The following is a 22,339-nucleotide window of genomic DNA, read 5'->3' on the forward strand; positions in this document are numbered from 1 at the left end:
AAATGAGTGGAGCGTACTCACAACTGAAAGAACTGGTCAGCCTCCGTTTACAGGCCAGGGAACTGGTTATTTTTCGTCAAAATCACTCCCGCAGCCTGCTGGCAGGCACAGGCTATTCGCCTTTCAAGGGCAGAGGGATCGACTTTGAGGAAGTGCGGGCTTATCAACCGGGTGACGATATCCGGTCCATTGACTGGCGTGTCACCGCACGCAGGATGAAGCCTCATACCAAACTGTTCCGGGAAGAACGAGAGCGTCCGGTTCTGGTTATGGTTGACCAAAGCCATTCCATGTTTTTTGGCAGTCAGTTGAACTTCAAGTCCGTCACAGCAGCAGAAGCTGGAGCCCTGCTGGCCTGGGCCACCCTGCAGCACAGTGACCGTATTGGCGGTCTGGTTTTTGATGAGCAGGAATTTAGCGAAATTCGCCCCAAACGTTCCAAAAAAAACCTGATGCATTTACTCAACAAGCTTGAACACCATAATAAAAACCTCAAGGCTGAAACCATTCCCCACCAAAAACAGGACAACTACCTGAGCAAGGCCTTACGGCACGCTCGCAGGGTGGCCCATCCGGGCACTCATATTTTCATGATCAGTGATTTCCAACAGCTGGATGAAGAGGGCTTTCGCCACCTGTCCCAACTTTCAAGACACTGTCAATTGATGGCCATACAGGTAACAGACCCTTTGGAATCCGAGCTGCCCAGACCTGGTCGCTATGACATTACCAACGGTATACATCGGCAGACCATCAATACCCGATCCAGAGACCTGCGCCAGAAATACCGATCCCGGCATCATCGCTTTCAGACCTCTCTGAAAGACCAGCTGGCCAGTATCAGAGTACCGCTTCTGGAGCTTGGCGCTGATCAGGATACAGGCCCTCAACTTCAAGTCTGGTTCGGCTCCCGGATAAATCCCCGGAGGCCGTTATGACCCCAAATCCTCTGGACCAACTCCGGCCCAATCATCTGCCCGATCCGGTCAGCTTCTGGCCACCCGCTCCTGGCTGGTGGCTGTCTGCCGTTCTGGTTATAGTGGTGATCACTCTGACGACCTGGTTGGTAACCCGCTCTATTCGTCGCAATCGCTATCGCAGACAGGCACGTAAACAGGCCCATATTATTTTCAGTGCCTACCGGAACCATCAGAATTCATTACAGTTTGCCAACGACTGCAATCGTTTATTAAAACAGACAGCACTGCACGCCTATCCCGCCGAACAGGTCGCTCCTCTTCATGGCGATCGCTGGCTGGACTTTCTCTCTCGGAAAAGTGGCATCCGTGCATTCAATGAGCAGCCCGGAGAGGCCCTGGGAGACACCCGTTTTCAAAAAGTGCCTACGGCGAAAGAAATGCCTATGGCGCAAAAAATGCCTATGGCAAAAGAAATGCCCATAGCGCAAGAAATGCCCACAGAGAAAAAATCACCAGAGGTTGATGTGAACCAGCTCCATAAACTGACCGTCCGCTGGATCAGGAAACACCATGCTTGAGTTGCAATGGCCCTGGATGTTACTGGCCGCCCCCCTCCCCTGGCTGGTTTACCGTTTTGCCAGCCCCGTTGCCCGCTCCTCTGGTGCTGCTTTAAGAATCCCGTTTTATCGGGGTCTGGCCGATATTGCCGGTGAGCACTCAGAACACCGGGAAACACTTAAGCGCTGGCAAACCCTGATGCTTTGGTTAATCTGGCTGCTACTGGTGGTTGCCGCTTCAAAACCGGTCTGGCTGGGAGAACCCGTTCAGATAGAGCGATCAGGAAGAGACTTGATGATCGCCGTCGACCTGTCCGGCAGTATGGAAATCGCCGACATGGAACTGAATGGCCATCCAGTGGATCGTCTGGTGGTGACCAAACATGTATTGAACGACTTTATTGATAGACGCAAGGGTGACCGACTTGGACTGATTCTGTTTGGCACTCAGGCCTACCTGCAAGCTCCTCTCACCTTCGACCTGAAAACCATTGACACCCTGATGAACGAGGCCGCAATTGGCATGGCAGGCAATAAAACCGCCATCGGTGATGCCCTGGGTCTGGCAGTAAAGCACCTTCGTAAACGACCCCAGGACAGCCGGATACTGATATTAATGACCGATGGAGCCAACACCGGCGGAGAGATTACCCCTATTCAGGCAGCAAAGCTGGCCGCTCTGGAAAATATTCGCATTTATACCATTGGCCTGGGAGCGGATGAAATGATTCAGCCGGGTCTCTTTGGTTCATCCATTGGCGCACGGCGGATCAACCCTTCTGAAGACCTGGACGAAAAAACCCTGAAAGAGATTGCAGAACTCACAGGTGGTCAGTATTTCCGGGCAAAAAACACCCAGGGGCTTGAAAAAATCTACGACGAACTCGACCAACTGGAGCCTGTTAAACAGAACAAAGAACGCTTCAGGCCCAGCATAGCGCTGTTTTTCTGGCCTCTGGCTGTGGCCCTGATGCTGAGCCTGCTGATGGCAATACTGAGAGCCTTCCCTGAAACATCCATTAGCCAGAGGAGGAATCGCCAGTGAGTGAGTTTATCAGCCAATTCCATTTTCTACGCCCTCTGTGGTTGCTGGCCTTCATACCCTGTCTGCTTCTGCTCAGTGCTTTCTGGCGACAACAGCAGCGGACCGGAGACTGGCAACGGGTGATCGCCCCTGAATTACTGCAACACCTGTTACAGGGTCGTAGTGAAAAACAGAGCCGACTCCCCGTCTACCTGCTTCTGGCAGGCTGGACACTGGCCGTTCTGGCACTGGCTGGCCCCACCTGGCAAAAGATTCCCACCCCTGTTAACAAGAGTCTTCAACCACTGGTCGTGGTCGTGGATATGTCGTACAAAATGTATGCTGAAGACGTTAAACCCAATCGACTTTCCAGAGTTCGTTATAAGTTGCTGGATCTGTTTAAAATGCGCAGCGACGGACTTTCAGCCCTGGTTGCCTATGCAGGCTCAGCACACACGGTTGCTCCCTTAACAGATGACAACAATACTCTGGCCAATCTGGTCCCGGCAATGAGCCCCCAGATCATGCCGGAACAGGGAGATAATCCCCTCAAGGGCATTGAACAAGCCATTCAATTGCTGAAGCAGGGAGCCGGAGAGGCCGGTGATATCCTCCTGATTACCGACCAGATTCCTGACAGCCAGGTCAGCGAGATACGCTCACTGCTCCAGAAGAGCGGCAATACCCTTTCAATTCTTGGCATTGGCAGCGACAAAGGTGCTCCCATCGGCCTGCCCGGAGGCGGCTTCCTCAAAGACCAGCAGGGCACCATTATTGTTCCGAAAAAGGAACCTCAGCAGCTCCGCCAGCTCGCACAATCGACAAGCGGTGTCTATGCCGACATGACTTTAGACGACAGTGATTTGAAGGCTGTTCTGCCAAAAACGGCAATCGATGACCATTCAGTCAAGGTTGAGAGGCAATTTGACCAATGGCAAGACGCTGGCTTCTGGCTGGTACTGCTGTTATTGCCTCTGGCACTGGCCGGCTTCAGAAAAGGCTGGTTAACCGTCTTCCTGGTGGCAGCCGTACTCCCCTCTCCTCCAGCGCAAGCTGTGGAATGGAACGACCTCTGGCAAAACAGCAACCAACAGGCCATGGAAGCACTTAATAACAAAAAGCCTGAACAGGCTGTTGAAAAGTTCACCCGTCCGGACTGGAAAGCTGAAGCTCTCTATCAGGCGGGTAAGTACGAGGAAGCAGCCACTGAGTTTGCCCAATCCAACACCGCTGACGGCTTTTACAACCAGGGTAATGCTCTGGCTAAGGCCGGTAAGCTGGATCAAGCGCAAGCCGCCTACGACAAAGCCCTCAAGCTAAACCCCGATATGAAAGATGCCATCGCCAATAAAAAGCTGATTGAAGAGCTGAAAAAGCAACAGCAACAGCAACAAAATCAACAGAATCAACAGCAGAACCAACAGCAGAACTCCGAGAATAGACAGCAGAACTCTGAGAACCAACAGCAGAACTCTGAGAACCAACAGCAGAACTCTGAAAACCAACAGCAGAATTCTGAGAACCAACAGCAGAATTCTGCGAACCAACAGCAGAATTCTGAGAACCAACAGCAGAATTCTGAGAACCAACAGCAGAATTCTGAGAACCAACAGCAGAACTCTGAGAACCGGCAAAACTCTGCCCAGCAGAATCAGGAGCCAGAATCCTCTTCTCAATCCCGCTCGGGCCAGCAGCAGGAAAATCAGGAACAGCCCTCTAACCCTGATCAACGACATCAAGCGTCTGAACAACAGAATCCTGCTGAAAACACACAGCAACAACAGGCTCAGGCTGAAAAACCTGAAAAGCAAGGTGATCAGGAACAACAGACACTGCGTTCCCTTGAACAACAGCAAACCACCAGCCCGGACCAACAGGCCATTGAAAACTGGTTAAAAACCATACCGGACGACCCCGGTGGTTTGCTCAGGCGCAAATTCCTTCAACAGCAACAACAGAGAGAGCAAAAAAGACAACAGGAGCAGTCATGGTGAACCCGATCTTTTCCAAACTCAGTAAAATAATGGTCCTGCTGACAGGATTGTTTCTCTCTATACAGGCAATGGCTGCCCTGACCGCCTCTGTTGACCGGACTCATCTGGCAGAGTACGAAACCCTGGAACTCACTCTCAGAACCGACAGTAATACCAGCGCCGCTCCCGATTTATCTCCCCTGGAAAATGACTTTGACGTACTGGGGACTCGCCAAAGTCGCCAGATTCGTATTATTAACGGTCAAAACGAATCCTGGCGAGACTGGGTTATCACCCTTGCCCCTAAAAAATCCGGCCGCCTGCTGATCCCTAGCCTGCATTTGGACGGCATGACGTCCAAAGCTATCCGGTTGGAAGTATCCAATACCCCCACTGAACAACAAACCGGATCAGAGGGTATCGGCCCGGTTTTCATCCGTAGTGAAATCAGTAATGAAACACCCTATATACAGGAAGAAGTGACCCTGACCCTGAAAATTTACTACCGGGTCCAGCTTTACGACGACCGTCGACTTTCACCCCTGAATATCGACGGTGCCATTGTTCAGCAACTGGGTGAAACCCGAAACTATGAAACAGTTCTGGACGGAACCCGATACGGTGTCTTTGAGCTGAATTTCTCGATTCATCCGCAAAAGCCGGGTCCGATGGACATCCCGGGCCTGACCTTTTCAGCCACCATGCCAGACCGCCGGGACACCTTTGGCAGTATTTTTTCAATGAGTGGCAAACCCGTTGCCGCCCGGTCGGCTGAAATCACCCTCAACGTCAAGCCACAGCCAGACAGTTTTAAAGGCCCGGTCTGGCTGCCTGCCCGAAACCTGACCCTGACCGATGGCTGGAGTGCCCCGCTGGACAAGGTCAAAGTTGGCGAAGCTATCACTCGAACCATTGTCGTAAAAGCCGAAGGACTGACCGGTGTCCAGCTGCCCGCTGTCACTATGCCTCAACTCGATGGCGTCAGTGCCTACCCGGACAAGTCTACTACCGATGACAAAGCGACTGATTCAGGTATTATTGGCAGTCGAATAGAAGCCATCGCCCTGATTCCAACCCGTCCCGGAAAAATTGAACTTCCTCCGGTACAGTACCAATGGTTTGACACTAAAACTCAGACCGCGAAAGTCGCTACCATTCCAGCCAAAACCATCACCGTGCTTCCATCCGAAAACGCCGAAGTACTGTCAACGACGCCTGAAATTCCAGCACAGGCCACCGGAAAAACTGAACAAGCCGTTTGTCCTCCCGCTCATATCACAACGCAGGGACCGGGCTGGCTTTGGCCTGCTTTATCGGCCCTGTTTGGATTACTCTGGCTAATCACTTTATTGGCTTTGTGGCGATGCCGATCCTCTCAAAAGCCAGCGACTGAGTCTCCTGCTGCCACCGAGCCTCGGGGATTCAGTGAGAAAGCAACCTGGCAGAGGTTTGAAAACACCTGCAACACCGGTGACCTCCATCAGATCCGCCAATGCTTTATTGACTGGGTACAGGCTCTTTCTGGTAACGCTACATTGACGACCATGGATAGATGTTTGAAAAAACTCAACAGTGAGCCATTAGTGGCTTCCTTCAAACAGCTTGAAGCCAGCCTCTATTCCGGTCACAAGCAAAATCTTGATACCAAGGCTCTGATAACGCTGTGTACACAGCTGCGTAAAGAACAAAAAAAGAGCCAATCAAACCGTCAAAATGGACTGAATAATCTCTATCCCGGTTAAACCTCGCTGGAGGCTTTCAGGAGCCTCCTTTAAGTACTCAGCCATACGAATCGAATATTTCTGGCTTATTGGGCAGCTGCCCTGCAGGCGCAATGGCGGGAGCATGGCTGGCTATGTGACTAGAGTTGCAAGGCAGCACGTATGACCTGAATTCAGAACTGTCTTAAAAATTCTATCAATCCTTAATAAGCACGTAACAAAACAAATACAACATGTGCTTTTCTGTTGGACTGAGTCAGAAGTAACAATGAAAACAAAAAGCATATCCCGTCGGCATTTTTTGAAGCTGACCTCTCGCGGTATCGGATTAGCGGTTGTTTCAAACGGTTTGATTGCTTGCACGGATACGAATACTGAGTCTCTCGCACCCACCCCCATTTCGGTGGAATTTCAACACGGCGTGGCCAGTGGTGACCCCACACAAGAGGCCGTTATTCTTTGGACACGGGTAACACCGACGGAAGAAGGGTACACCGGTGAAGTACTGGTAAGATGGGAAGTAGCCACTGATAAAGCATTCACAGACCTGGTCACAAACGGCGCCGCCAGAGTCAGTGGCGCAACGGATTACACCCTCAAGGTCGACGCGATAAACCTGACATCTGGCACAACCTATTACTACCGCTTTATTGCCGAAGGTGTTACGTCCAGCGTCGGTACTACCAGAACACTGCCCGAGGTCGATGTTGAGTCAGTCACGCTTGCGGTGATGTCCTGTTCAAATTACCCTGCCGGCCATTTTAACGTTTATGACATGGCTGCGAAAAAACCAAACCTGGACGCAGTACTGCACCTGGGGGACTACATCTATGAATATGGGCCTGAAGACTCCGCAGCCGGCGATGCCGAAAAACTGGGACGTGTCGCTAATCCTGCCCACGAGATCATAACGCTGACAGATTATCGTACCCGCTACGCACAATATCGAACGGACGAATCACTACAAACATTACACGCCACGGTACCCTTTATTGTTGTCTGGGATGACCATGAAGTAGCCAACGATACCTGGCTGGAGGGCGCCGGAAATCATCAGGAAGAGGAAGGTTCATTCGAACAACGCAAGCTGGCAGCACTGCAAGCGTATTTTGAATGGCTGCCCATTCGTCCTGTTGTTGAAGGTGATAACGAAATTATCCATCGTAAGTTTCGCTTCGGTCAGTTAGTCGACTTGTACATGCTGGATACCCGGGTGGTGGCACGTGCCCAACAGTTGAACTACGGCACTTATCTTAATGAAACGACCGGGGAAATTGATATTGATCAACTCAATGCTGATCTTTACAGAGAAGACCGGGCTTTGCTGGGGTCAGACCAATTATCCTGGTTGCACGATGAAATGTCTGTCGCCACAGCAACCTGGCAGGTATTAGGCCAGCAAATTCTGATGGGAAGAATGAGCATACCAGCCGCTATAGCAACACGACAAATGACGATTGATATGTATGCCGAGTTCGTCGCCCTTACCGTTTTAAAGAAAAGGGCAGAAATCGGATACCCACCCCTCACTGACGAGGAGCAGGCTCATTTAGACGAAAATGAACACCGATTAACCGACAGAGTATTAACACTGTTACAAGCGCCACACGTGCCCTACAACCTGGATGCCTGGGACGGTTACGCTTACGAAAGAGAAGTGGTGCTCAGCATGGCTAAAAAACTTAGTAAAAACTTTGTTGTTCTTGCCGGTGACACACACAATGCCTGGGCCAATGACCTGAAAGACAGTCACGGCGATCTGGTAGGCGTTGAGTTTGCGTCCGCCTCCGTCACTTCACCCGGATTAGAGAGTTACCTGAGCATTGCTCCCGAGGATGTTGTTCCTACAGAGGAGTGGATCGTAAATACCGTTGATGACCTGAAATACGCCAATGCCAATAACCGTGGATTTATGACGGTGACCTTTACGCCAGAAAAGGTTTCTTCAATATGGAATTTTGTCGATACCATTGGTTCAACGGACTACAAAGAGTTGGAAGAAAGACGTCAGTGTGCAGAGAGTCTGGCTCATAACCCCGGGATTCAGTTGACTTGATTCGGTTATTGCCACACATCTGTATTGGATAAGGCGGAGCTATAAGCTCCGTCCTTACGTTAGAGAGGCAAGAGTTACAAGCTCTTGGTCACTACTTCATAAATATCAGTAGACAAATCAGGCACCGCCTTGATCCGCTCCAGTGCTTTTCTCATGCGTTCCCGCACCACCGGCTCGAATTTCTTCCAGCGTGTCAGTGGGGTCATCAGACGTGAAGCGGTTTGTGGGTTCTGTTTGTCCAGGGTGATGATCCAGTCTGCCAGGAACTCATAGCCTTCACCGGTGCCAGAATGGAACTGCTTCATATTTCCGCTGGTAAACCCGGCAATCAACGCTCTCAGCTTGTTCGGGCTGGTGCTGTCGAAAGATTTATGGGCCTGAAGTGCTTTTACATGCTCCAGTGTACCCAGAGACGGGCTGCTGCTTTGCAGCATAAACCAACTGTCCATGACCACGGCATCCTCCTGGTAACGACTCAGATAGTCATTCAGCAGCGAATCAATGGTTTCCCGGTTCTGATAGCTGGAATTAACCACGGCTCCCAGGGCAGCACGCAGGTCGGTCATATTGCTGGCCTTTCTGTACTGGTCTTCAGCCAGTTGTTGCAGACTGTCGTCTTCCAGTTCAACCAGGTAGCCGAGGCAGATATTTCTCAGGGTACGTCTGGCAATATCCCCGGCTTGCGGGCGGTAATCGCCTTTGAGCTCCAGAGTTCGATAGAGCTCAAGCAGTTTGTCTTTATGAGCCTCAGCAATGGCTTTGCGAACACGACTTCTGGATTCACAGATTTGCAGAGGGTGAATTTCTTCAGCCTGCTCTGCCAGGCTCGCTTCGGAGGGCAGTTTCAACATTTCTGCTTTAACGGCTTTATCCAGCTCTTCGTCGGCCAGAACGACACCAAAAGCTTCAATCAGTCTTGAATCAATTGCAGAGTCTTCTTCATTCAACTGGCCTTTAACCAGATCTTCGATCACCGCAGTGGCCAGACGCTGGCCTGCATCCCAGCGATTGTAACCGTCGCTGTCGTACATCATCAGGAATACCAGGTCTTCACGACGGTAGTCGTAGTTAACACGAACGGGCGCAGAAAAGTTTCTGAGAATAGAAGGCAATGGCTTTTCAGTCAGCCCTTCAAAAGTCCAGGTTTCTTCAGCCGCTGTCAGATGCAGAACCTGCTCAGTGTCTCCGGCTTCGTTCAAAGGCAGAGCCCTGCCTTCCTTGTCCAGCAGGGCAACCGCTACAGGAATATGGAAAGACAGCTTGCTGTCCTGACCCGGAGTAGCCGGACAACTCTGGGCGATTGTCAGAACGTATTGACCTGAGTCCTTGTCAAAATGATCGGTCACGGTAACAACCGGCGTTCCCGCCTGATTATACCAGTGACGGAACTGACCAAGATCGACACCGGAAGCATCCTCCATGGCTTTTACAAAGTCTTCACAGGTCGCTGCCTGGCCGTCAAAACGGTCAAAGTACAGGTCTGAACCTTTGCGGAAATTATCTTTACCGACAATGGTCTGAATCATGCGAACCACTTCACAACCCTTTTCGTAAACGGTCAGGGTGTAAAAGTTGGAAATCTCAATAAACGACTGCGGACGGATCGGATGGGCCATGGGGCCTGCATCTTCAGCAAACTGTGCCGTCTTCATTATCGAAGCGTCTTCAATCCGCTTGACGCCCCGTGAATTCATATCGGCCGAAAATTCAGCATCACGGAATACGGTGAAACCTTCTTTCAGGCTCAGCTGGAACCAGTCACGACAGGTGACCCTGTTACCAGACCAGTTATGGAAATACTCATGGGCAACGATCGCTTCTACACGCTGATAGCTGGCGTCAGTAGCGGTATCGGGGCTGGCCAGTACGCAGGAAGAGTTGAAGATGTTCAAACCCTTGTTTTCCATCGCCCCCATATTGAAATGATCCACCGCGACGATCATGAAAATATCCAGATCGTACTCACGGCCATACACTTCCTCGTCCCATTTCATGGACTTTTTCAGGGAAAGCATGGCGTGGTCACACTTGTCGATATTGTGAGACTCGGTGAAAATACGCAGCGCCACTTCCCTGCCACTCATGGTCGTGAAGGTGTCTTCTACCACTTCCAGATCACCGCCAACCAGGGCAAACAGGTAGCTGGGCTTTTTAAATGGGTCTTCCCAGGTGACCCAGTGTCGTCCACCTTCAAACTCACCACGGGCAATATCATTACCGTTGGACAGCAGCACCGGGTAACGGCCCTTATCAGCAATCACCTTAGTGGTGAATTTGGACATGACATCCGGGCGATCCAGGTAATAGGTGATTTTACGGAAACCTTCTGCTTCACACTGGGTGCAGAACATGCCGTTGGATTTATACAGTCCTTCCAGAGACGTGTTTTCCTGGGGACGAATACGGGTCACCACCGTCAGGGTGAACGCCTTGCGGGTAACCGGGACAGTCAGGCTTTCAGAACCCTGGATATACTGCTCTGATGTCAGCTCAGCGCCGTCGATAAAGACACTGATCAGCTCCAGGTCGATGCCCACCAGAGTCAGATCAGGGGTATCCTGCCCATGTTCTTCATTACGACGCACGCCGAGTACCGAGGTCACCAGTGCATGATCTTCGAACAGGTCGAAAGTCAGGTCAGTGGTATCAATCCAATAATTGGGAGCCTGATAATCTTTCAGGTAAATGGCTCTGGGTTGGGCATCTTTCATATTCTATTTTCCTCTCCGTGCAGATCAGGCAGCGATTGATACATTGACTTGATAAGCAGTGTGTTTGCGAATATTGATCACGCCGGTATCAAGGATCAGGTATTGCCCCTTGATACCCATGAGTACACCTTCAATAACCGGTTTTTTATCAAAGGACATAGACGTCACTTTCACAGGATATTGCTCTACCGGATAACGAATATCAACGACTTCCGGATCAGTCACCGGTGTTATGGCCTGCAATCCAAACTGTTCCTGCAGGGCTTCCAGCCGTGAACGGTTCATCTCCAGCAGATCGCTGGCCTGGGTTTTGAGATCCAGGGGATCTGCCGTTCCTTTCAACATGGCACGCCAGTTGGTTCGATCATTCACAAACTCTTTGAACAGGGTTTCGATTAAACCGGACTGTTGTCGTGTAGAAACCCTGATAAAAGGCAGGGCCTGTGTCGCCCCCTGATCCACCCAGCGGGTTGGTACCTGGGTCGCGCGGGTGATGCCTACCTTTAGTCCCGAAGAGTTGGCCAGATAGACGACATGATCGGTCATACAGAACTGTTCACCCCAGGCGGCATCCCGACAGGTGCCTTCGTGATAATGACACTTTTCAGGACTCATAATACAGCTGTCACACTGGGGCAGCTTTTTGAAACAGGGATAACAAAAACCCTGGCTGAAGCTTTTTTTGGTCTTGCGGCCACAGTGACAGCAGTTAATTTCACCCTGGTATTCCAGGGTCAGCTTTTGTCCCATCAGTTCGTTCAGGGGCAACAGTTCATCGCCCACAGGCAACTGGTACTCCACCGGCTGACCGTCTTTCAGTACGGATTCCATCTTGCGCAATGCGCCATTCAGGCTTTGTGTCACGTTCTCTACCTCAGTCTTTAAAGCGCAAAATGGTGGTTTCAGGCTTATACTGTGCGGGTGCGCTCTTATCAGGTGCACTCTTGCAGCTCACAGGCATATAACCAGTACGCTCTTCTTCCGGCAGGTTGTCGTGCTCCCAGGCAATCAGGGCTTCCAGAATGCCTTCTCTCTGATCCGGTGTCAGCCTGTCACCGTTAGGCCAGCGGCTCAGCTCCAGTGACTGCTTCATGTTCTGATAGATTTCCGGCGTCATCTGAGCCAGAAAGTCTTTTAACTGCATCAAATCCTCTTACCCTCATCTGTAAATAGGAAAGGATGATACTACCAAATCGCCGCAAGCGAAAAACGCAGTCTGCACTGCCCCATCGGAAAAAATACCATGAGCCAGACACCTCCTCTGCCGAATGATCCAGATCATAACAGTCGGATGGACCGATTCCTTAATACCGTTGAGCGAATTGGTGACAAACTTCCCGAGCCTGCGTTGATATTTCTTTACGGAATGATCATTGTCTGGCTCTGTTCAGCGGTTCTGTCGCAATTTCACTTTGATGTCATTCATCCCATTAAAGGCCATCCCATTGGTATCAACAATTTACTGACCGGCGAAGCCATGGCCAAATTTTTGTCCACCATGGTGAAAAACTTTACCGATTTTGCTCCTCTAGGCATTATTCTGGTCGCCATGCTGGGCGTGGGTGTAGCGGAAAAATCAGGCTTTATTAATACCGGCCTGAAAAAGCTGCTTAGGCAAACACCCGACAAGTTACTGACTCCGGTGCTGGTTGTTGTTGCCATACTGAGTCACGTGGCTTCTAATGCTGGCTATGTATTGGTTATTCCCCTGGGAGGCATTATTTTTCATGCCGCAGGCCGTCACCCTCTGGCCGGCATTGTCACTGCTTTTGCCGGCGTTTCCGGAACCTATTCGGCTTGCTTTGTGCCCACCAGTACCGACCCGCTTTTACAGGCTTTCACCCAATCTGCCGCCCAGACTTTTGATCCTGACTATAAGGTGAATCCGCTCTGTAATTATTTCTTTACAGCGTCATCGTGCGTATTGCTGGTGCTGGTGATTTGGTTTGTTACCGACAAGATCGTGGAGCCCCGACTCAAATGGCATGCTCCTATCGATCACGATATTGAAAAAGCCACAGATATGAGGAGCTATACCTCTCTGGAAAGCAAAGCTTTTAAAATAGCCTGCCTCGCCTTGTTCGCAGGCCTGTTGTTGCTGGCCTTTTTTATATTTCCGAAAGATTCACCTATGCGTTCGCCTGATGGAGACCTGACTACTCTGGACGCCCCCCTGATGGAATCCATCGTACCCCTGATTTTCCTGATCTTTGTGGTACCGGGTATTGTTTATGGATTAGTGGCAGGTACTTTTGAAAAAGCCAAAGATGTTATTAGCGCCATGGGTGAGACGATATCGAAAATATCAAGTTACATGATAATGGCCTTTTTCTGCTCCCAGTTCCTGGCCTCTTTTGATGACTCTAACCTGGGAACTCTACTGGCACTAAGCAGTGCAGGGGCGCTTAAAGCCCTGAACTTGTCAGGGCAGTTCACCATCGTTCTCATGATTCTTCTCACCGCTACTATCAATGTTCTGATCAGCTCGGCTTCTGCCAAATGGGCTATGATTGCCCCCATTCTGGTCCCTATGCTGATGGCTGTTGGTATTGCGCCTGAGCTAGCTCAGGCGGCCTATCGTGTGGGCGACTCAGCCACCGACACTATCTCACCCCTGATGAATTTCTTTCCGTTAATGGTCGTTTATTGCCAACGTTATGTTAAAGATACCGGCATTGGCAGCCTGGCTTCATTGATGGTTCCTTACTGTATCTATATGCTGCTTTTCTGGTCTGTTTACCTGCTGATTTACTGGGTTCTGGACCTGCCGCTGGGTATCCAGGGACATTACGGATACCCTCCGCATTAAAAGGAACTACAGGGGACAGGCACTGGGCATTAAATCTTATTCAACGTAAGGGTAGGCCAGTTTCATTTGGTGGTTAGCAAGCGTTATAGTGACTCTGGATTGCCATGAAGGGTCGTATCGCTCCACCCTGCCTCGCACTTTCAGATAGTCCTTATAACCCGCTGCAATGAATTCCCCATTAATCTCCCCGCTTAGCTTTTTCCCATGTAGGTTGATGTTTTGAAACCAAAAGCTGAAAGAATTGCCAGTGCACAGGTTGCTTAAATCCGCTGAGTTGCCATAGGGATTCACCAAAAAATTCTCTTCTCTGCCATTCGGTTTTAATTGCAGGGTCAGAACCATAAGGCCACCAGGATTTACATGCAGTTTCAGGATCAGTTTGTTGATACTGATGTTATGTAATCTGGCCATATATTGAGCATCCAGCCTGTAGGTACCTGCTGGAATGGCACACGGAGTAATCCCACGCCCATAAAAAGCTGTGTCGTAGCTCGGATAAGGTGGAACCTCAAAGCCAATTGCAAAAACCAACGGTGAAAGAACCAACAGGCTGTACCCATATTTTTTCATGACGCATTACCCTATCTGAGAGTTATCGTTTATTAATGAGACTCTCAGCATAGGCGAAAGATAAGATCTGTGGCGCTTGAACAGGCTGCTAGAATGAATACTCAACAGCCATCAGGTGGATCAATCTCAGCCTGCACCCCGCTCATTTTTGTCTATCATTGATCTTCCTGTCTGGTTGAGCCCCTTTCACTCAAGCTGTTGAAATACCATGAGCCAGACACCCCCCCTGCCAAATGATCCAGACCATAACAGCTGGATGGACCGGTTCCTTAACACTGTTGAGCGAGTTGGTAACAAACTTCCCGATCCTGCATTGATGTTCTTCTATGGCATGATCATTGTGTGGATCTGTTCCGCTGTTCTGGCGCAATTCCACATTGAAATGATTCATCCCACTACGGGCCAGACCATTGCCGTCAACAATTTATTGACCGGCAATGCGATGGCCAACGCCCTGTCCACGATGGTGAATAACTTTACCCATTTTGCTCCCCTTGGCATTGTTCTTGTCGCCATGTTGGGCGTGGGTGTGTCGGAAAAGTCAGGCTTTATTAACACCGGTCTGAAAAAACTACTCAGAGTCACACACACAAAGCTGCTGACCCCGATACTGGTCGTCGTTGCCATACTGAGCCATCTGGCTGCCGATGCAGGCTACGTGTTGGTTATTCCCCTGGGAGGGATTATTTTTCATGCCGCTGGCCGACACCCTCTGGCCGGCATTGTCACTGCCTTTGCGGGTGTGTCGGGAGGTTTTTCGGCTTGTTTTGTACCTACAGGAACCGACCCACTTTTGCAGGGTTTTACCCAATCGGCCGCTCAGATTTTTGACCCTGATTATCAGGTGAATCCACTGTGCAACTACTTCTTCACAGCAGCATCGAGCCTGTTGGTGGTTCTGGTGGTCTGGTTTATTACCGACAAAATAGTAGAGCCCCGTCTGGACTGGCATGTACCTGTTGATCACGACGCTGATGAAGCGACCGATATGGGCAGCTACACCAAGCTGGAGAGCAAGGCTTTCAAACTGGCCAGCCTTGCCATGTTTGTGGGTCTGTTATTACTGGCTCTCTATATTTTCCCGGAGGATTCACCCATGCGTTCGCCGGATGGAGAACTGACCAGTCTGGCTGCCCCCCTGATGAAGTCTATTGTCCCCCTGATTTTCCTGATCTTTGTGTTGCCGGGCATTGTTTACGGATTAGTGGCCGGCACCTACGAAAATGCTAAAGATGTTATTAATGCCATGGGGGAAACCATGTCAGACATGGGGTCTTATATGGTGATGTCCTTTTTCTGTGCCCAGTTTCTGGCTTCTTTTGATGACTCCAACCTGGGAACTCTGCTGGCGCTGAGCGGTGCAGAGGTGCTTGAGGCCATGAACCTGTCAGGACAGGTCACCATTATTTTTATGATTCTTTTGACCGCTATCATCAATCTTCTGATCGGCTCGGCTTCCGCCAAATGGGCTCTGATTGGCCCGATCCTGATTCCCATACTGATGGCGGTCGGTATTGCCCCTGAGCTGACCCAGGCGGCTTATCGTGTAGGAGACTCAGTCTCCAATATTATCTCCCCCCTGATGGTCTTCTTCCCCCTGATTGTTGTCTATTGCCAGCGTTATGTTAAAGATACCGGCATTGGCAGTCTGGCCTCGTTGATGATGCCTTACTCTCTGAGCTTGCTGGTGCTTTGGTCTGTTTTTCTGCTGATTTACTGGGCTCTGGGCCTGCCACTGGGTATCCAGGGACATTATGTCTACCCTCCGCATTAAACGGAATTACAGGGAAATAGGTCGCGGCTATGTCTCAAAGGGAACTCACGCCTCTGCAGCCACTCTAATTAATCAGTGTGATGACCGTGCGCTTTCCTTAAGCCGGTCTATGCTGCACTAGTGTTAAAAGACATGGATTATAAAATTCAATATCTAAGAGGCTGTAATGTTCAATCTGCATCAAATTCTTGAAGAAATGTCGATCACTGGCTGGATTGTTCTGGCTGTGGGCTTGCTGGTCTGGATTGCCGCTACCTACATAATGGGAGAAATCTCCGATAGGCGCTGGGGCGACAGGGAATCCGGTGCCCTACTGGGCTTCTTCCTGCCGGGCATTGTTTTTGTGATTGGTCTTTATATGTTCTGATTTCGGAAGGAAATATGGCATCCCGTAGGGGACTCGAACCCCTGTTACTGCCGTGAAAGGGCAGTGTCCTAGGCCACTAGACGAACGGGACACAATCTTTTGTGTCTGTATGCGTTTGCATACAGCCTTTGATCTGGAGCGGGAAACGAGACTCGAACTCGCGACCCCAACCTTGGCAAGGTTGTGCTCTACCAACTGAGCTATTCCCGCAATGAAGATGATTTGGGACTTCTTCGAAGTCCGGAGCGGGAAACGAGACTCACTCTCTAACTCTGAGGCGACCCCAACCTTGGCAAGGTTGTGCTCTACCAAATGAGCTATTCCCGCAATGAAGATAATTTGGGACTTCTTCAAAGTCTTAAAATGGCATCCCGTAGGGGACTCGAACCCCTGTTACTGCCGTGAAAGGGCAGTGTCCTAGGCCACTAGACGAACGGGACACAATCTTTTGTGTCTGTATACGTTTGCATACAGCCTTTGATCTGGAGCGGGAAACGAGACTCGAACTCGCGACCCCAACCTTGGCAAGGTTGTGCTCTACCAACTGAGCTATTCCCGCAGTGAAGATATTTAGTGACTTCTTCAAGGTCTTAAAATGGCATCCCGTAGGGGACTCGAACCCCTGTTACTGCCGTGAAAGGGCAGTGTCCTAGGCCACTAGACGAACGGGACACATTATCTTGATAACACGATCTTAATAAAACCAAGAAAGTGTAATATTGGTGGAGCTAAGCGGGATCGAACCGCTGACCTCAACACTGCCAGTGTTGCGCTCTCCCAGCTGAGCTATAGCCCCAAAATTGGCATCCCGTAGGGGACTCGAACCCCTGTTACTGCCGTGAAAGGGCAGTGTCCTAGGCCACTAGACGAACGGGACACAATCTTTTGTGTCAGTATGCTTTTGCATACAGCCTTTAATCTGGAGCGGGAAACGAGACTCGAACTCGCGACCCCAACCTTGGCAAGGTTGTGCTCTACCAACTGAGCTATTCCCGCAGTGAAGATAATTTAGGACTTCTTCAAAGTCCGGAGCGGGAAACGAGACCCACCTCCCATTTAATCAATCCATTCAACGATGAACTGAGCGACGCAGTTTAATGACTTATCCGGTCATGAAAATCAGTAAAAATACTACTCACTGACTTTGAAGATGGCATCCCGTAGGGGACTCGAACCCCTGTTACTGCCGTGAAAGGGCAGTGTCCTAGGCCACTAGACGAACGGGACACACTATCTTGATAACACCATCTTAATAAAACCAAGAAGGTGTAATATTGGTGGAGCTAAGCGGGATCGAACCGCTGACCTCAACACTGCCAGTGTTGCGCTCTCCCAGCTGAGCTATAGCCCCAAAACCTTTAATCGCTCCGGCTTGCCCTTCTCTTTCCGAGAAGTTGTTTGGCTGCCCCGAAACGCAGGGCGAATAATATGGATACCCCCCCAACCTGTCAAGCTCACTTATGAAAAAATGTTTAATGGAAGCAGATGGTTATACAGTTTTTCTCGCTGGATGCTTTACCGCTCAGGCTTCACAGAAAACTTCCCGCCCTGAAAAAGAAAAAGCCGGAAAAAACCGGCCTTTTCTGAAAAGAATAAGTCCGATTTACTCAGACTCGGTCCCCAAGGCTCTGAACTCTTTTTCGAAACGCTTGGTTTCTTTTTTGGACAATCCGCCCAGAACATTGACCCCGTGACGCAGACGGGCACGGGTCATATCAGCGCCCAGAATGGCCATGGAATCCATGACCGACCAGGAGTTGGGTGTACCGGCAATGGCAATAAAGATAGGTGGGTTAAAATCTCCCAGCTTTAATCCCATTTCCCCGGCAAGGGTTTTCACTTGCGCAAAAATGTTTTCTTTGTTCCATTGCCTGAGTTGTTCCAGTCTCCAAAGGGTGAACTGCAACACTTTCTTCACCTCAGTCGGCTCAAGCTTTTTATGGGCAAAGTCTTCTTCTGACAGTTCCAACATTCCGGAGAACATAAAGCTGGCCATGGGAGCGAAGTCAGCCAGGGTTTCTACACGCCCTTGGGCGAATGGCAGAAATTTCATAATGTAGTCGCTGTTGAGCAACCATTGGTGGAGGCGGTCAGCAAACTGCTCTGTGCTGAGATCCTCACGAATCCAGCTGGCGTTCAGCCAGGACAGTTTTTCCTGGTCGAAAATCGGCCCACCCAAAGAAACGCGCTGGATATCGAAGTTTGCAACCATCTCATTCAGGTTAAACTTCTCACGCTCATCCGGCATCGACCAGCCCATTCGAGCCAGGTAGTTCAGGAGTGCTTCTGGCAGGTAACCGGCATCCCGGTAGTAGGTAATGCTGGTTGGGTTCTTGCGCTTGGATAGTTTGCTCTTGTCCGGGTTTCGCAGTAGCGGCATGTGGCAGAGCGTTGGCATATCCCACTCAAAGTATTGGTAAAGCAGCTGATGTTTGGGTGCAGAACTGATCCATTCTTCACCCCTGATGACATGGGTAATGCCCATCAGGTGATCATCAACCACATTAGCCAGGTGGTAAGTCGGCATACCGTCCGCTTTGACCAGAACCTGCATATCCACCTGAGACCATTCAATCTCAATAGTGCCACGCAACATATCTTCTACTTTGCTGCTGCCTTCGGAAGGCACCTTCATGCGAATAACATGGGGCTCGCCTGCAGCCATTTTGCTCTGCACTTCTTCTTCAGACAGATGCAAGCAATGGCCGTCATAACCCGAACCCTGCTTGGTTTCGGCCTGCTCGGCTCTCAGGGCATCCAGCCGCTCAGCGGTGCAGAAGCAACGGAAAGCATGACCCTTATCCAGCAGCGTTTGTGCATGTTCATCGTAAATTTCACGTCTTTCACTCTGGCGATAAGGACCGTGAGGACCACCCACATCAGGACCTTCATCCCAGTTCAGACCCAGCCAGCGCAGGGAGTCCAGAATCTGCTGTTCAGATTCTGGTGTGCTTCGCGCCTGATCGGTGTCTTCAATACGAAGCAGAAACTGCCCCCCCTGACTCTTGGCAAACGCCATATTAAACAGGGCAATATAGGCCGTTCCCACATGGGGGTCGCCGGTCGGTGAAGGAGCTACGCGAGTACGAACAGTCATGATTTATTAACGAGTACAGTTTAAGTGGGCGCTAGTCTACACCCAGCAGGACCTTATCGACAATGAATCGACGACTGAGCACTAATAGCTGCCGGGCTATCCCCCCAGCTTTTTCATGGCTGCCCTGACAATATTGTACTGCTGATTGACTCCCAGCTTACTCATCAGCCAGTTGACTGTGGTGCCCTGAACCAGAAGAGAGAACAGAATGACGGCCAGCGTCATATCAATAATCAGCTTTTTCTCAGGAATACTGTCAGGAATCGACAGCATCAGTGCGACAGGCACAACCCCTCTCAAGCCACCCCAAAACATAATAGCCTTGGTTTTATTGTCCACAGGACGACCCACCGGCAGGCGGTTAGAGATCGGCAGGAGCAGATAGACGACCACCAGACGCCCAATCAGAACGGCAGCAATGGCGATCAACAGGTAGGGATAGTAGATCTTCAAATGCTCCAGATTTCTGAACAGCAGGTTTTCTTTCATCCCCAGCAACAGGAAAATCAAGCTGTTGGCGATAAAAGCCATAAACTCCCAATACGGTGTAATAAAACTGCGCACCTGTTCAGACAACACAGCCCCTGACTTTGAGCGAGTGACAATGCCCGCAGCAATGGTCGACATAACACCGGACACTCCCAGCACATGATCAGCAATAATAAAGCTGCCATAGGCCAGAATAGTGGTATGGGCAATCTGCACAAAAGGCTCGTCTCTGCCCAGTCTCAACAGCCAGTGCATACCGATACCCATGACGCCACCGACCAGTATCCCACCAAAGAAAACCTCTATAAATGACCAGACGCCACTCAACAGCACACCACCACCAACACCGCCACCGGCCTGAATGACGGCAAGCACAATCCCGAAAATAACGATGGCGGTGGCATCATTAAACAGACTCTCGGCATCCATCAGCATGGACATACGCGCCGGTGCTCCCACTTCCTTAAACAGCGCAATAACCGCCACGGGGTCCGTTGCTGAAATCAATGCACCAAACAGCATGGCTCCCGCCAAACTGAGGGGAGTCAGTACATTCATAATGACCCCAATCACCAGCATGGAAAGAATGACACCAAAGATGGCCAGATTAAGCACCGACGTCATCTCTCGAAACAGATGTGGAGGCTTTATATTGATGGCCGCATCAAATATCAGCACCGGAAGCAGAATATACATGATCAGGTCATGGGACAGATCGATCTTCAATACCGGCTCTAATGCATCGGTATACTGCGCCAGAATGCCCAGCCCCATACCGATCACCACCAGGCCAATGGTATAAGGAAACCGCAGTTTTTTTAATAATATGGATGAGCTGGTAGCCAGCAGCAGCAGACCAGCCAGTATCAGGACCGGTGTAGCGAGGCCGGTTTCGTGCATTTCAAAACCTCTGGAAACGATTCAGTAAGACATACCAGGATTATGTCGGTTTGGGTGAACCAGGAAGAACAATTGCGTCCGGGGTACAGACAGAAAGATAGCAGCCCACAGAAGAATAGACAGCTCGACCGGGAGAATGGTGCAGAGTCTACCCTAGCCTTTAACACGATGGGTTATAAGGATTTCTGTTAAAGGCTATAAGGGAACCTTATCTCTTACCTTAATCTTGGCAGACACATTAAACCAACCTTGAAAAGCTTTTAAAGGAGTTCAGGTTTGGATAGTGTTTCAGAGTTCGTAGTCTGAAAACCCTTTTTTCTAAGCTGCCTGTGCGGCAGTGAACTCAAGCTCGGGTAATTCCAGATTATTTATAGTGAAGTGGTTATAGTTCTCCGAACACATCATCTACAGATTCAGTCTTACGCCCAACCAGTATAAAATACCAACCGTCACCCTAACCAGAACCTCAACATGCACATCACTCTAAAACAGCTCAAGACCTTCCGGGCTGTCGCAAGTCTCGGACAGGTTCGCCTGGCGGCGCAACAGCTCAGCCTTTCCCAACCGGCTACCAGCATGGCCATTGCCGAGCTGGAAAACCAGCTGGGCTGCCAGCTGTTTGACCGAACCGGCAACAAACTGCTGATCAATCATCAGGGCGAGCTGCTGATGCCCCTGGCCTCTGAGTTGCTGGATCGTACCTCTGAAATAGAAACCCTGTTCAGAGATGTGCAAAACACCGAATCGGGCCACCTTCGAATCGGAGCCAGCACCACGATCGGCAACTATCTTTTACCCGATATCCTGGCCCGGGTCAGCGCTGACTTTCCCAAAATCAGCTTTAACATGGATATCCGCAATACCGAGAGCATCATCAACCGCGTCACCAGTTTTGATCTGGATATTGGCTGCGTTGAAGGCCCCTGCCAACATGAAGATATTGACGTCATTCCCTGGAAAGAAGACGAACTGCTGATCATCTGTGACCCCGATCACCCTCTGGCCAAACAGGGCGAAGCTTCGATAGAGGAACTGAATCAACAGAGCTGGATTCTCAGGGAACCCGGCTCCGGAACCCGTAATATTTTTGATCAGCATCTGGGTCAAAAGCTAACTAACCTGAGCATCAAGATGGAACTGAACCAGTCAGAAGCCATCAAAAAGCTGGTACGGTACGGCCAGGGCATTAGCTGCGTGTCCCAACTCTGCGTCAGCCATGAGCTGGAGTTGGGTGAGCTGGTTTCTGTCAAAGTATCCGGAATCACATTAAAGAGAGGACTTTCTCTACTGCTGCACAAGAAAAAGTATCAAAGCCACATCATTCAGCTGATGCTGAAAGCCCTGGGAGCCTGACAGAAACCGGAATATTGA

General features: G+C 50.3%; 16 protein-coding genes and 11 tRNA genes. 10 read left to right on the forward strand and 17 right to left on the reverse strand.

Features of this window, described 5'->3' with window-relative positions; translation table 11 throughout:
- The first annotated feature begins 2 nt into the window (after positions 1 to 2).
- The 6 genes from K7B67_RS12785 to K7B67_RS12810 all read left to right on the forward strand — a co-directional run bounded on the left by K7B67_RS12785 (position 3) and on the right by K7B67_RS12810 (position 8,251).
- A complete protein-coding gene (locus K7B67_RS12785) occupies positions 3 to 938 on the forward strand; it encodes a DUF58 domain-containing protein (protein ID WP_252176257.1) in 936 nt (311 codons plus the stop codon).
- A complete protein-coding gene (locus K7B67_RS12790; RefSeq protein WP_252176258.1) occupies positions 935 to 1,498 on the forward strand; it encodes a DUF4381 domain-containing protein in 564 nt (187 codons plus the stop codon). Before K7B67_RS12785 ends, K7B67_RS12790 begins: the two co-directional genes overlap by 4 nt.
- Entirely contained in the window at positions 1,491 to 2,522 is a 1,032-nt protein-coding gene (locus tag K7B67_RS12795) for a VWA domain-containing protein (protein WP_252176259.1), read from the forward strand. The genes K7B67_RS12790 and K7B67_RS12795 overlap by 8 nt, the downstream gene beginning before the upstream one ends.
- Complete coding sequence (locus K7B67_RS12800) at positions 2,519 to 4,495, forward strand: VWA domain-containing protein (protein WP_252176260.1); 1,977 nt, start codon at positions 2,519 to 2,521, stop codon at positions 4,493 to 4,495. The genes K7B67_RS12795 and K7B67_RS12800 overlap by 4 nt, the downstream gene beginning before the upstream one ends.
- Positions 4,489 to 6,216, forward strand: coding sequence for a BatD family protein (locus tag K7B67_RS12805; RefSeq protein ID WP_252176261.1), 1,728 nt, complete (start codon positions 4,489 to 4,491; stop codon positions 6,214 to 6,216). Before K7B67_RS12800 ends, K7B67_RS12805 begins: the two co-directional genes overlap by 7 nt.
- 247 nt (positions 6,217 to 6,463) lie before the next feature.
- Positions 6,464 to 8,251: an alkaline phosphatase D family protein gene (locus K7B67_RS12810; RefSeq protein ID WP_252176262.1), complete on the forward strand. Its 1,788-nt coding sequence runs from the start codon at positions 6,464 to 6,466 to the stop codon at positions 8,249 to 8,251.
- A 74-nt stretch (positions 8,252 to 8,325) separates the two neighbouring features.
- On the opposite strand, the gene pepN is transcribed toward K7B67_RS12810, so the two are convergent.
- From pepN to K7B67_RS12825, 3 genes are read right to left on the reverse strand one after another with little or no spacing between them, the layout of a single operon-like run.
- Positions 8,326 to 10,962: an aminopeptidase N gene (gene pepN, locus K7B67_RS12815; RefSeq protein ID WP_252176263.1), complete on the reverse strand. Its 2,637-nt coding sequence runs from the start codon at positions 10,960 to 10,962 to the stop codon at positions 8,326 to 8,328.
- A gap of 24 nt (positions 10,963 to 10,986) precedes the next feature.
- On the reverse strand, positions 10,987 to 11,793 hold the full coding sequence (locus tag K7B67_RS12820; RefSeq protein ID WP_252180575.1) for a DUF2797 domain-containing protein: 807 nt from the start codon (positions 11,791 to 11,793) through the stop codon (positions 10,987 to 10,989).
- A gap of 43 nt (positions 11,794 to 11,836) precedes the next feature.
- A complete protein-coding gene (locus K7B67_RS12825; RefSeq protein ID WP_252176264.1) occupies positions 11,837 to 12,106 on the reverse strand; it encodes a DUF1315 family protein in 270 nt (89 codons plus the stop codon).
- A 99-nt stretch (positions 12,107 to 12,205) separates the two neighbouring features.
- Between K7B67_RS12825 and K7B67_RS12830 the strand changes: the two genes are divergently transcribed.
- Positions 12,206 to 13,771: an AbgT family transporter gene (locus K7B67_RS12830; RefSeq protein WP_252176265.1), complete on the forward strand. Its 1,566-nt coding sequence runs from the start codon at positions 12,206 to 12,208 to the stop codon at positions 13,769 to 13,771.
- A 36-nt stretch (positions 13,772 to 13,807) separates the two neighbouring features.
- On the opposite strand, the gene K7B67_RS12835 is transcribed toward K7B67_RS12830, so the two are convergent.
- Positions 13,808 to 14,182, reverse strand: a complete 375-nt coding sequence (locus K7B67_RS12835) for a hypothetical protein (protein ID WP_252176266.1) — start codon at positions 14,180 to 14,182, stop codon at positions 13,808 to 13,810.
- A gap of 367 nt (positions 14,183 to 14,549) precedes the next feature.
- Here K7B67_RS12835 and K7B67_RS12840 point away from each other — a divergent pair, with 367 nt between their 5' ends.
- Positions 14,550 to 16,115 carry an AbgT family transporter gene (locus K7B67_RS12840; RefSeq protein ID WP_252176267.1) on the forward strand — a complete coding sequence of 522 codons (1,566 nt, stop codon included), beginning with the start codon at positions 14,550 to 14,552 and terminating at the stop codon, positions 16,113 to 16,115.
- Positions 16,116 to 16,281: 166 nt separating this feature from the next.
- The gene (locus K7B67_RS12845) at positions 16,282 to 16,482 is read left to right on the forward strand and encodes a hypothetical protein (protein WP_252176268.1); all 201 of its coding nucleotides are present in this window, start codon (positions 16,282 to 16,284) and stop codon (positions 16,480 to 16,482) included.
- A gap of 15 nt (positions 16,483 to 16,497) precedes the next feature.
- Here the strand turns inward: K7B67_RS12845 and K7B67_RS12850 are convergent.
- From K7B67_RS12850 to K7B67_RS12910, 13 genes are all read right to left on the reverse strand, one after another.
- Positions 16,498 to 16,573, reverse strand: a tRNA-Glu gene (locus tag K7B67_RS12850).
- A 43-nt stretch (positions 16,574 to 16,616) separates the two neighbouring features.
- Positions 16,617 to 16,692: transfer RNA gene (locus K7B67_RS12855), tRNA-Gly, on the reverse strand.
- Positions 16,693 to 16,726: 34 nt separating this feature from the next.
- Positions 16,727 to 16,809, reverse strand: a tRNA-Gly gene (locus K7B67_RS12860).
- Positions 16,810 to 16,846: 37 nt separating this feature from the next.
- Positions 16,847 to 16,922 (reverse strand) — tRNA-Glu (locus tag K7B67_RS12865).
- Positions 16,923 to 16,965: 43 nt separating this feature from the next.
- A tRNA-Gly gene (locus K7B67_RS12870) sits at positions 16,966 to 17,041 on the reverse strand.
- Between the two features lie 37 nt (positions 17,042 to 17,078).
- A tRNA-Glu gene (locus K7B67_RS12875) sits at positions 17,079 to 17,154 on the reverse strand.
- Positions 17,155 to 17,202: 48 nt separating this feature from the next.
- Positions 17,203 to 17,278 (reverse strand) — tRNA-Ala (locus tag K7B67_RS12880).
- A 5-nt stretch (positions 17,279 to 17,283) separates the two neighbouring features.
- A tRNA-Glu gene (locus tag K7B67_RS12885) sits at positions 17,284 to 17,359 on the reverse strand.
- A 43-nt stretch (positions 17,360 to 17,402) separates the two neighbouring features.
- Positions 17,403 to 17,478 (reverse strand) — tRNA-Gly (locus K7B67_RS12890).
- Between the two features lie 155 nt (positions 17,479 to 17,633).
- Positions 17,634 to 17,709: transfer RNA gene (locus K7B67_RS12895), tRNA-Glu, on the reverse strand.
- 48 nt (positions 17,710 to 17,757) lie between these two features.
- Positions 17,758 to 17,833, reverse strand: a tRNA-Ala gene (locus K7B67_RS12900).
- Positions 17,834 to 18,085: 252 nt separating this feature from the next.
- Positions 18,086 to 19,579: a glutamate--tRNA ligase gene (gene gltX / locus K7B67_RS12905; protein WP_252176269.1), complete on the reverse strand. Its 1,494-nt coding sequence runs from the start codon at positions 19,577 to 19,579 to the stop codon at positions 18,086 to 18,088.
- 96 nt (positions 19,580 to 19,675) lie between these two features.
- A complete protein-coding gene (locus tag K7B67_RS12910; protein WP_252176270.1) occupies positions 19,676 to 20,968 on the reverse strand; it encodes a sodium:proton antiporter in 1,293 nt (430 codons plus the stop codon).
- A gap of 471 nt (positions 20,969 to 21,439) precedes the next feature.
- On the opposite strand from K7B67_RS12910, the gene K7B67_RS12915 reads away from it, so the two are divergent.
- Positions 21,440 to 22,321: a LysR family transcriptional regulator gene (locus K7B67_RS12915; protein ID WP_252176271.1), complete on the forward strand. Its 882-nt coding sequence runs from the start codon at positions 21,440 to 21,442 to the stop codon at positions 22,319 to 22,321.
- Positions 22,322 to 22,339 lie beyond the last annotated feature (18 nt).

The organism is Endozoicomonas sp. 4G, assembly GCF_023822025.1.
GTDB lineage: Bacteria > Pseudomonadota > Gammaproteobacteria > Pseudomonadales > Endozoicomonadaceae > Endozoicomonas_A.

Bases quoted from the DNA above. Each gene is read 5' to 3' on its own strand.
- K7B67_RS12830 (WP_252176265.1), top strand. From the start codon at position 12,206: ATGAGCCAGACACCTCCTCTGCCGAATGATCCAGATCATAACAGTCGG.
- K7B67_RS12805 (WP_252176261.1), top strand. From the start codon at position 4,489: ATGGTGAACCCGATCTTTTCCAAACTCAGTAAAATAATGGTCCTGCTG.
- K7B67_RS12810 (WP_252176262.1), top strand. From the start codon at position 6,464: ATGAAAACAAAAAGCATATCCCGTCGGCATTTTTTGAAGCTGACCTCT.
- K7B67_RS12910 (WP_252176270.1), bottom strand. From the start codon at position 20,968: ATGCACGAAACCGGCCTCGCTACACCGGTCCTGATACTGGCTGGTCTG.
- K7B67_RS12790 (WP_252176258.1), top strand. From the start codon at position 935: ATGACCCCAAATCCTCTGGACCAACTCCGGCCCAATCATCTGCCCGAT.
- pepN (WP_252176263.1), bottom strand. From the start codon at position 10,962: ATGAAAGATGCCCAACCCAGAGCCATTTACCTGAAAGATTATCAGGCT.
- K7B67_RS12840 (WP_252176267.1), top strand. From the start codon at position 14,550: ATGAGCCAGACACCCCCCCTGCCAAATGATCCAGACCATAACAGCTGG.
- K7B67_RS12835 (WP_252176266.1), bottom strand. From the start codon at position 14,182: ATGGCCAGATTACATAACATCAGTATCAACAAACTGATCCTGAAACTG.
- gltX (WP_252176269.1), bottom strand. From the start codon at position 19,579: ATGACTGTTCGTACTCGCGTAGCTCCTTCACCGACCGGCGACCCCCAT.
- K7B67_RS12795 (WP_252176259.1), top strand. From the start codon at position 1,491: ATGCTTGAGTTGCAATGGCCCTGGATGTTACTGGCCGCCCCCCTCCCC.
- K7B67_RS12845 (WP_252176268.1), top strand. From the start codon at position 16,282: ATGTTCAATCTGCATCAAATTCTTGAAGAAATGTCGATCACTGGCTGG.
- K7B67_RS12825 (WP_252176264.1), bottom strand. From the start codon at position 12,106: ATGCAGTTAAAAGACTTTCTGGCTCAGATGACGCCGGAAATCTATCAG.
- K7B67_RS12820 (WP_252180575.1), bottom strand. From the start codon at position 11,793: ATGGAATCCGTACTGAAAGACGGTCAGCCGGTGGAGTACCAGTTGCCT.
- K7B67_RS12785 (WP_252176257.1), top strand. From the start codon at position 3: ATGAGTGGAGCGTACTCACAACTGAAAGAACTGGTCAGCCTCCGTTTA.
- K7B67_RS12915 (WP_252176271.1), top strand. From the start codon at position 21,440: ATGCACATCACTCTAAAACAGCTCAAGACCTTCCGGGCTGTCGCAAGT.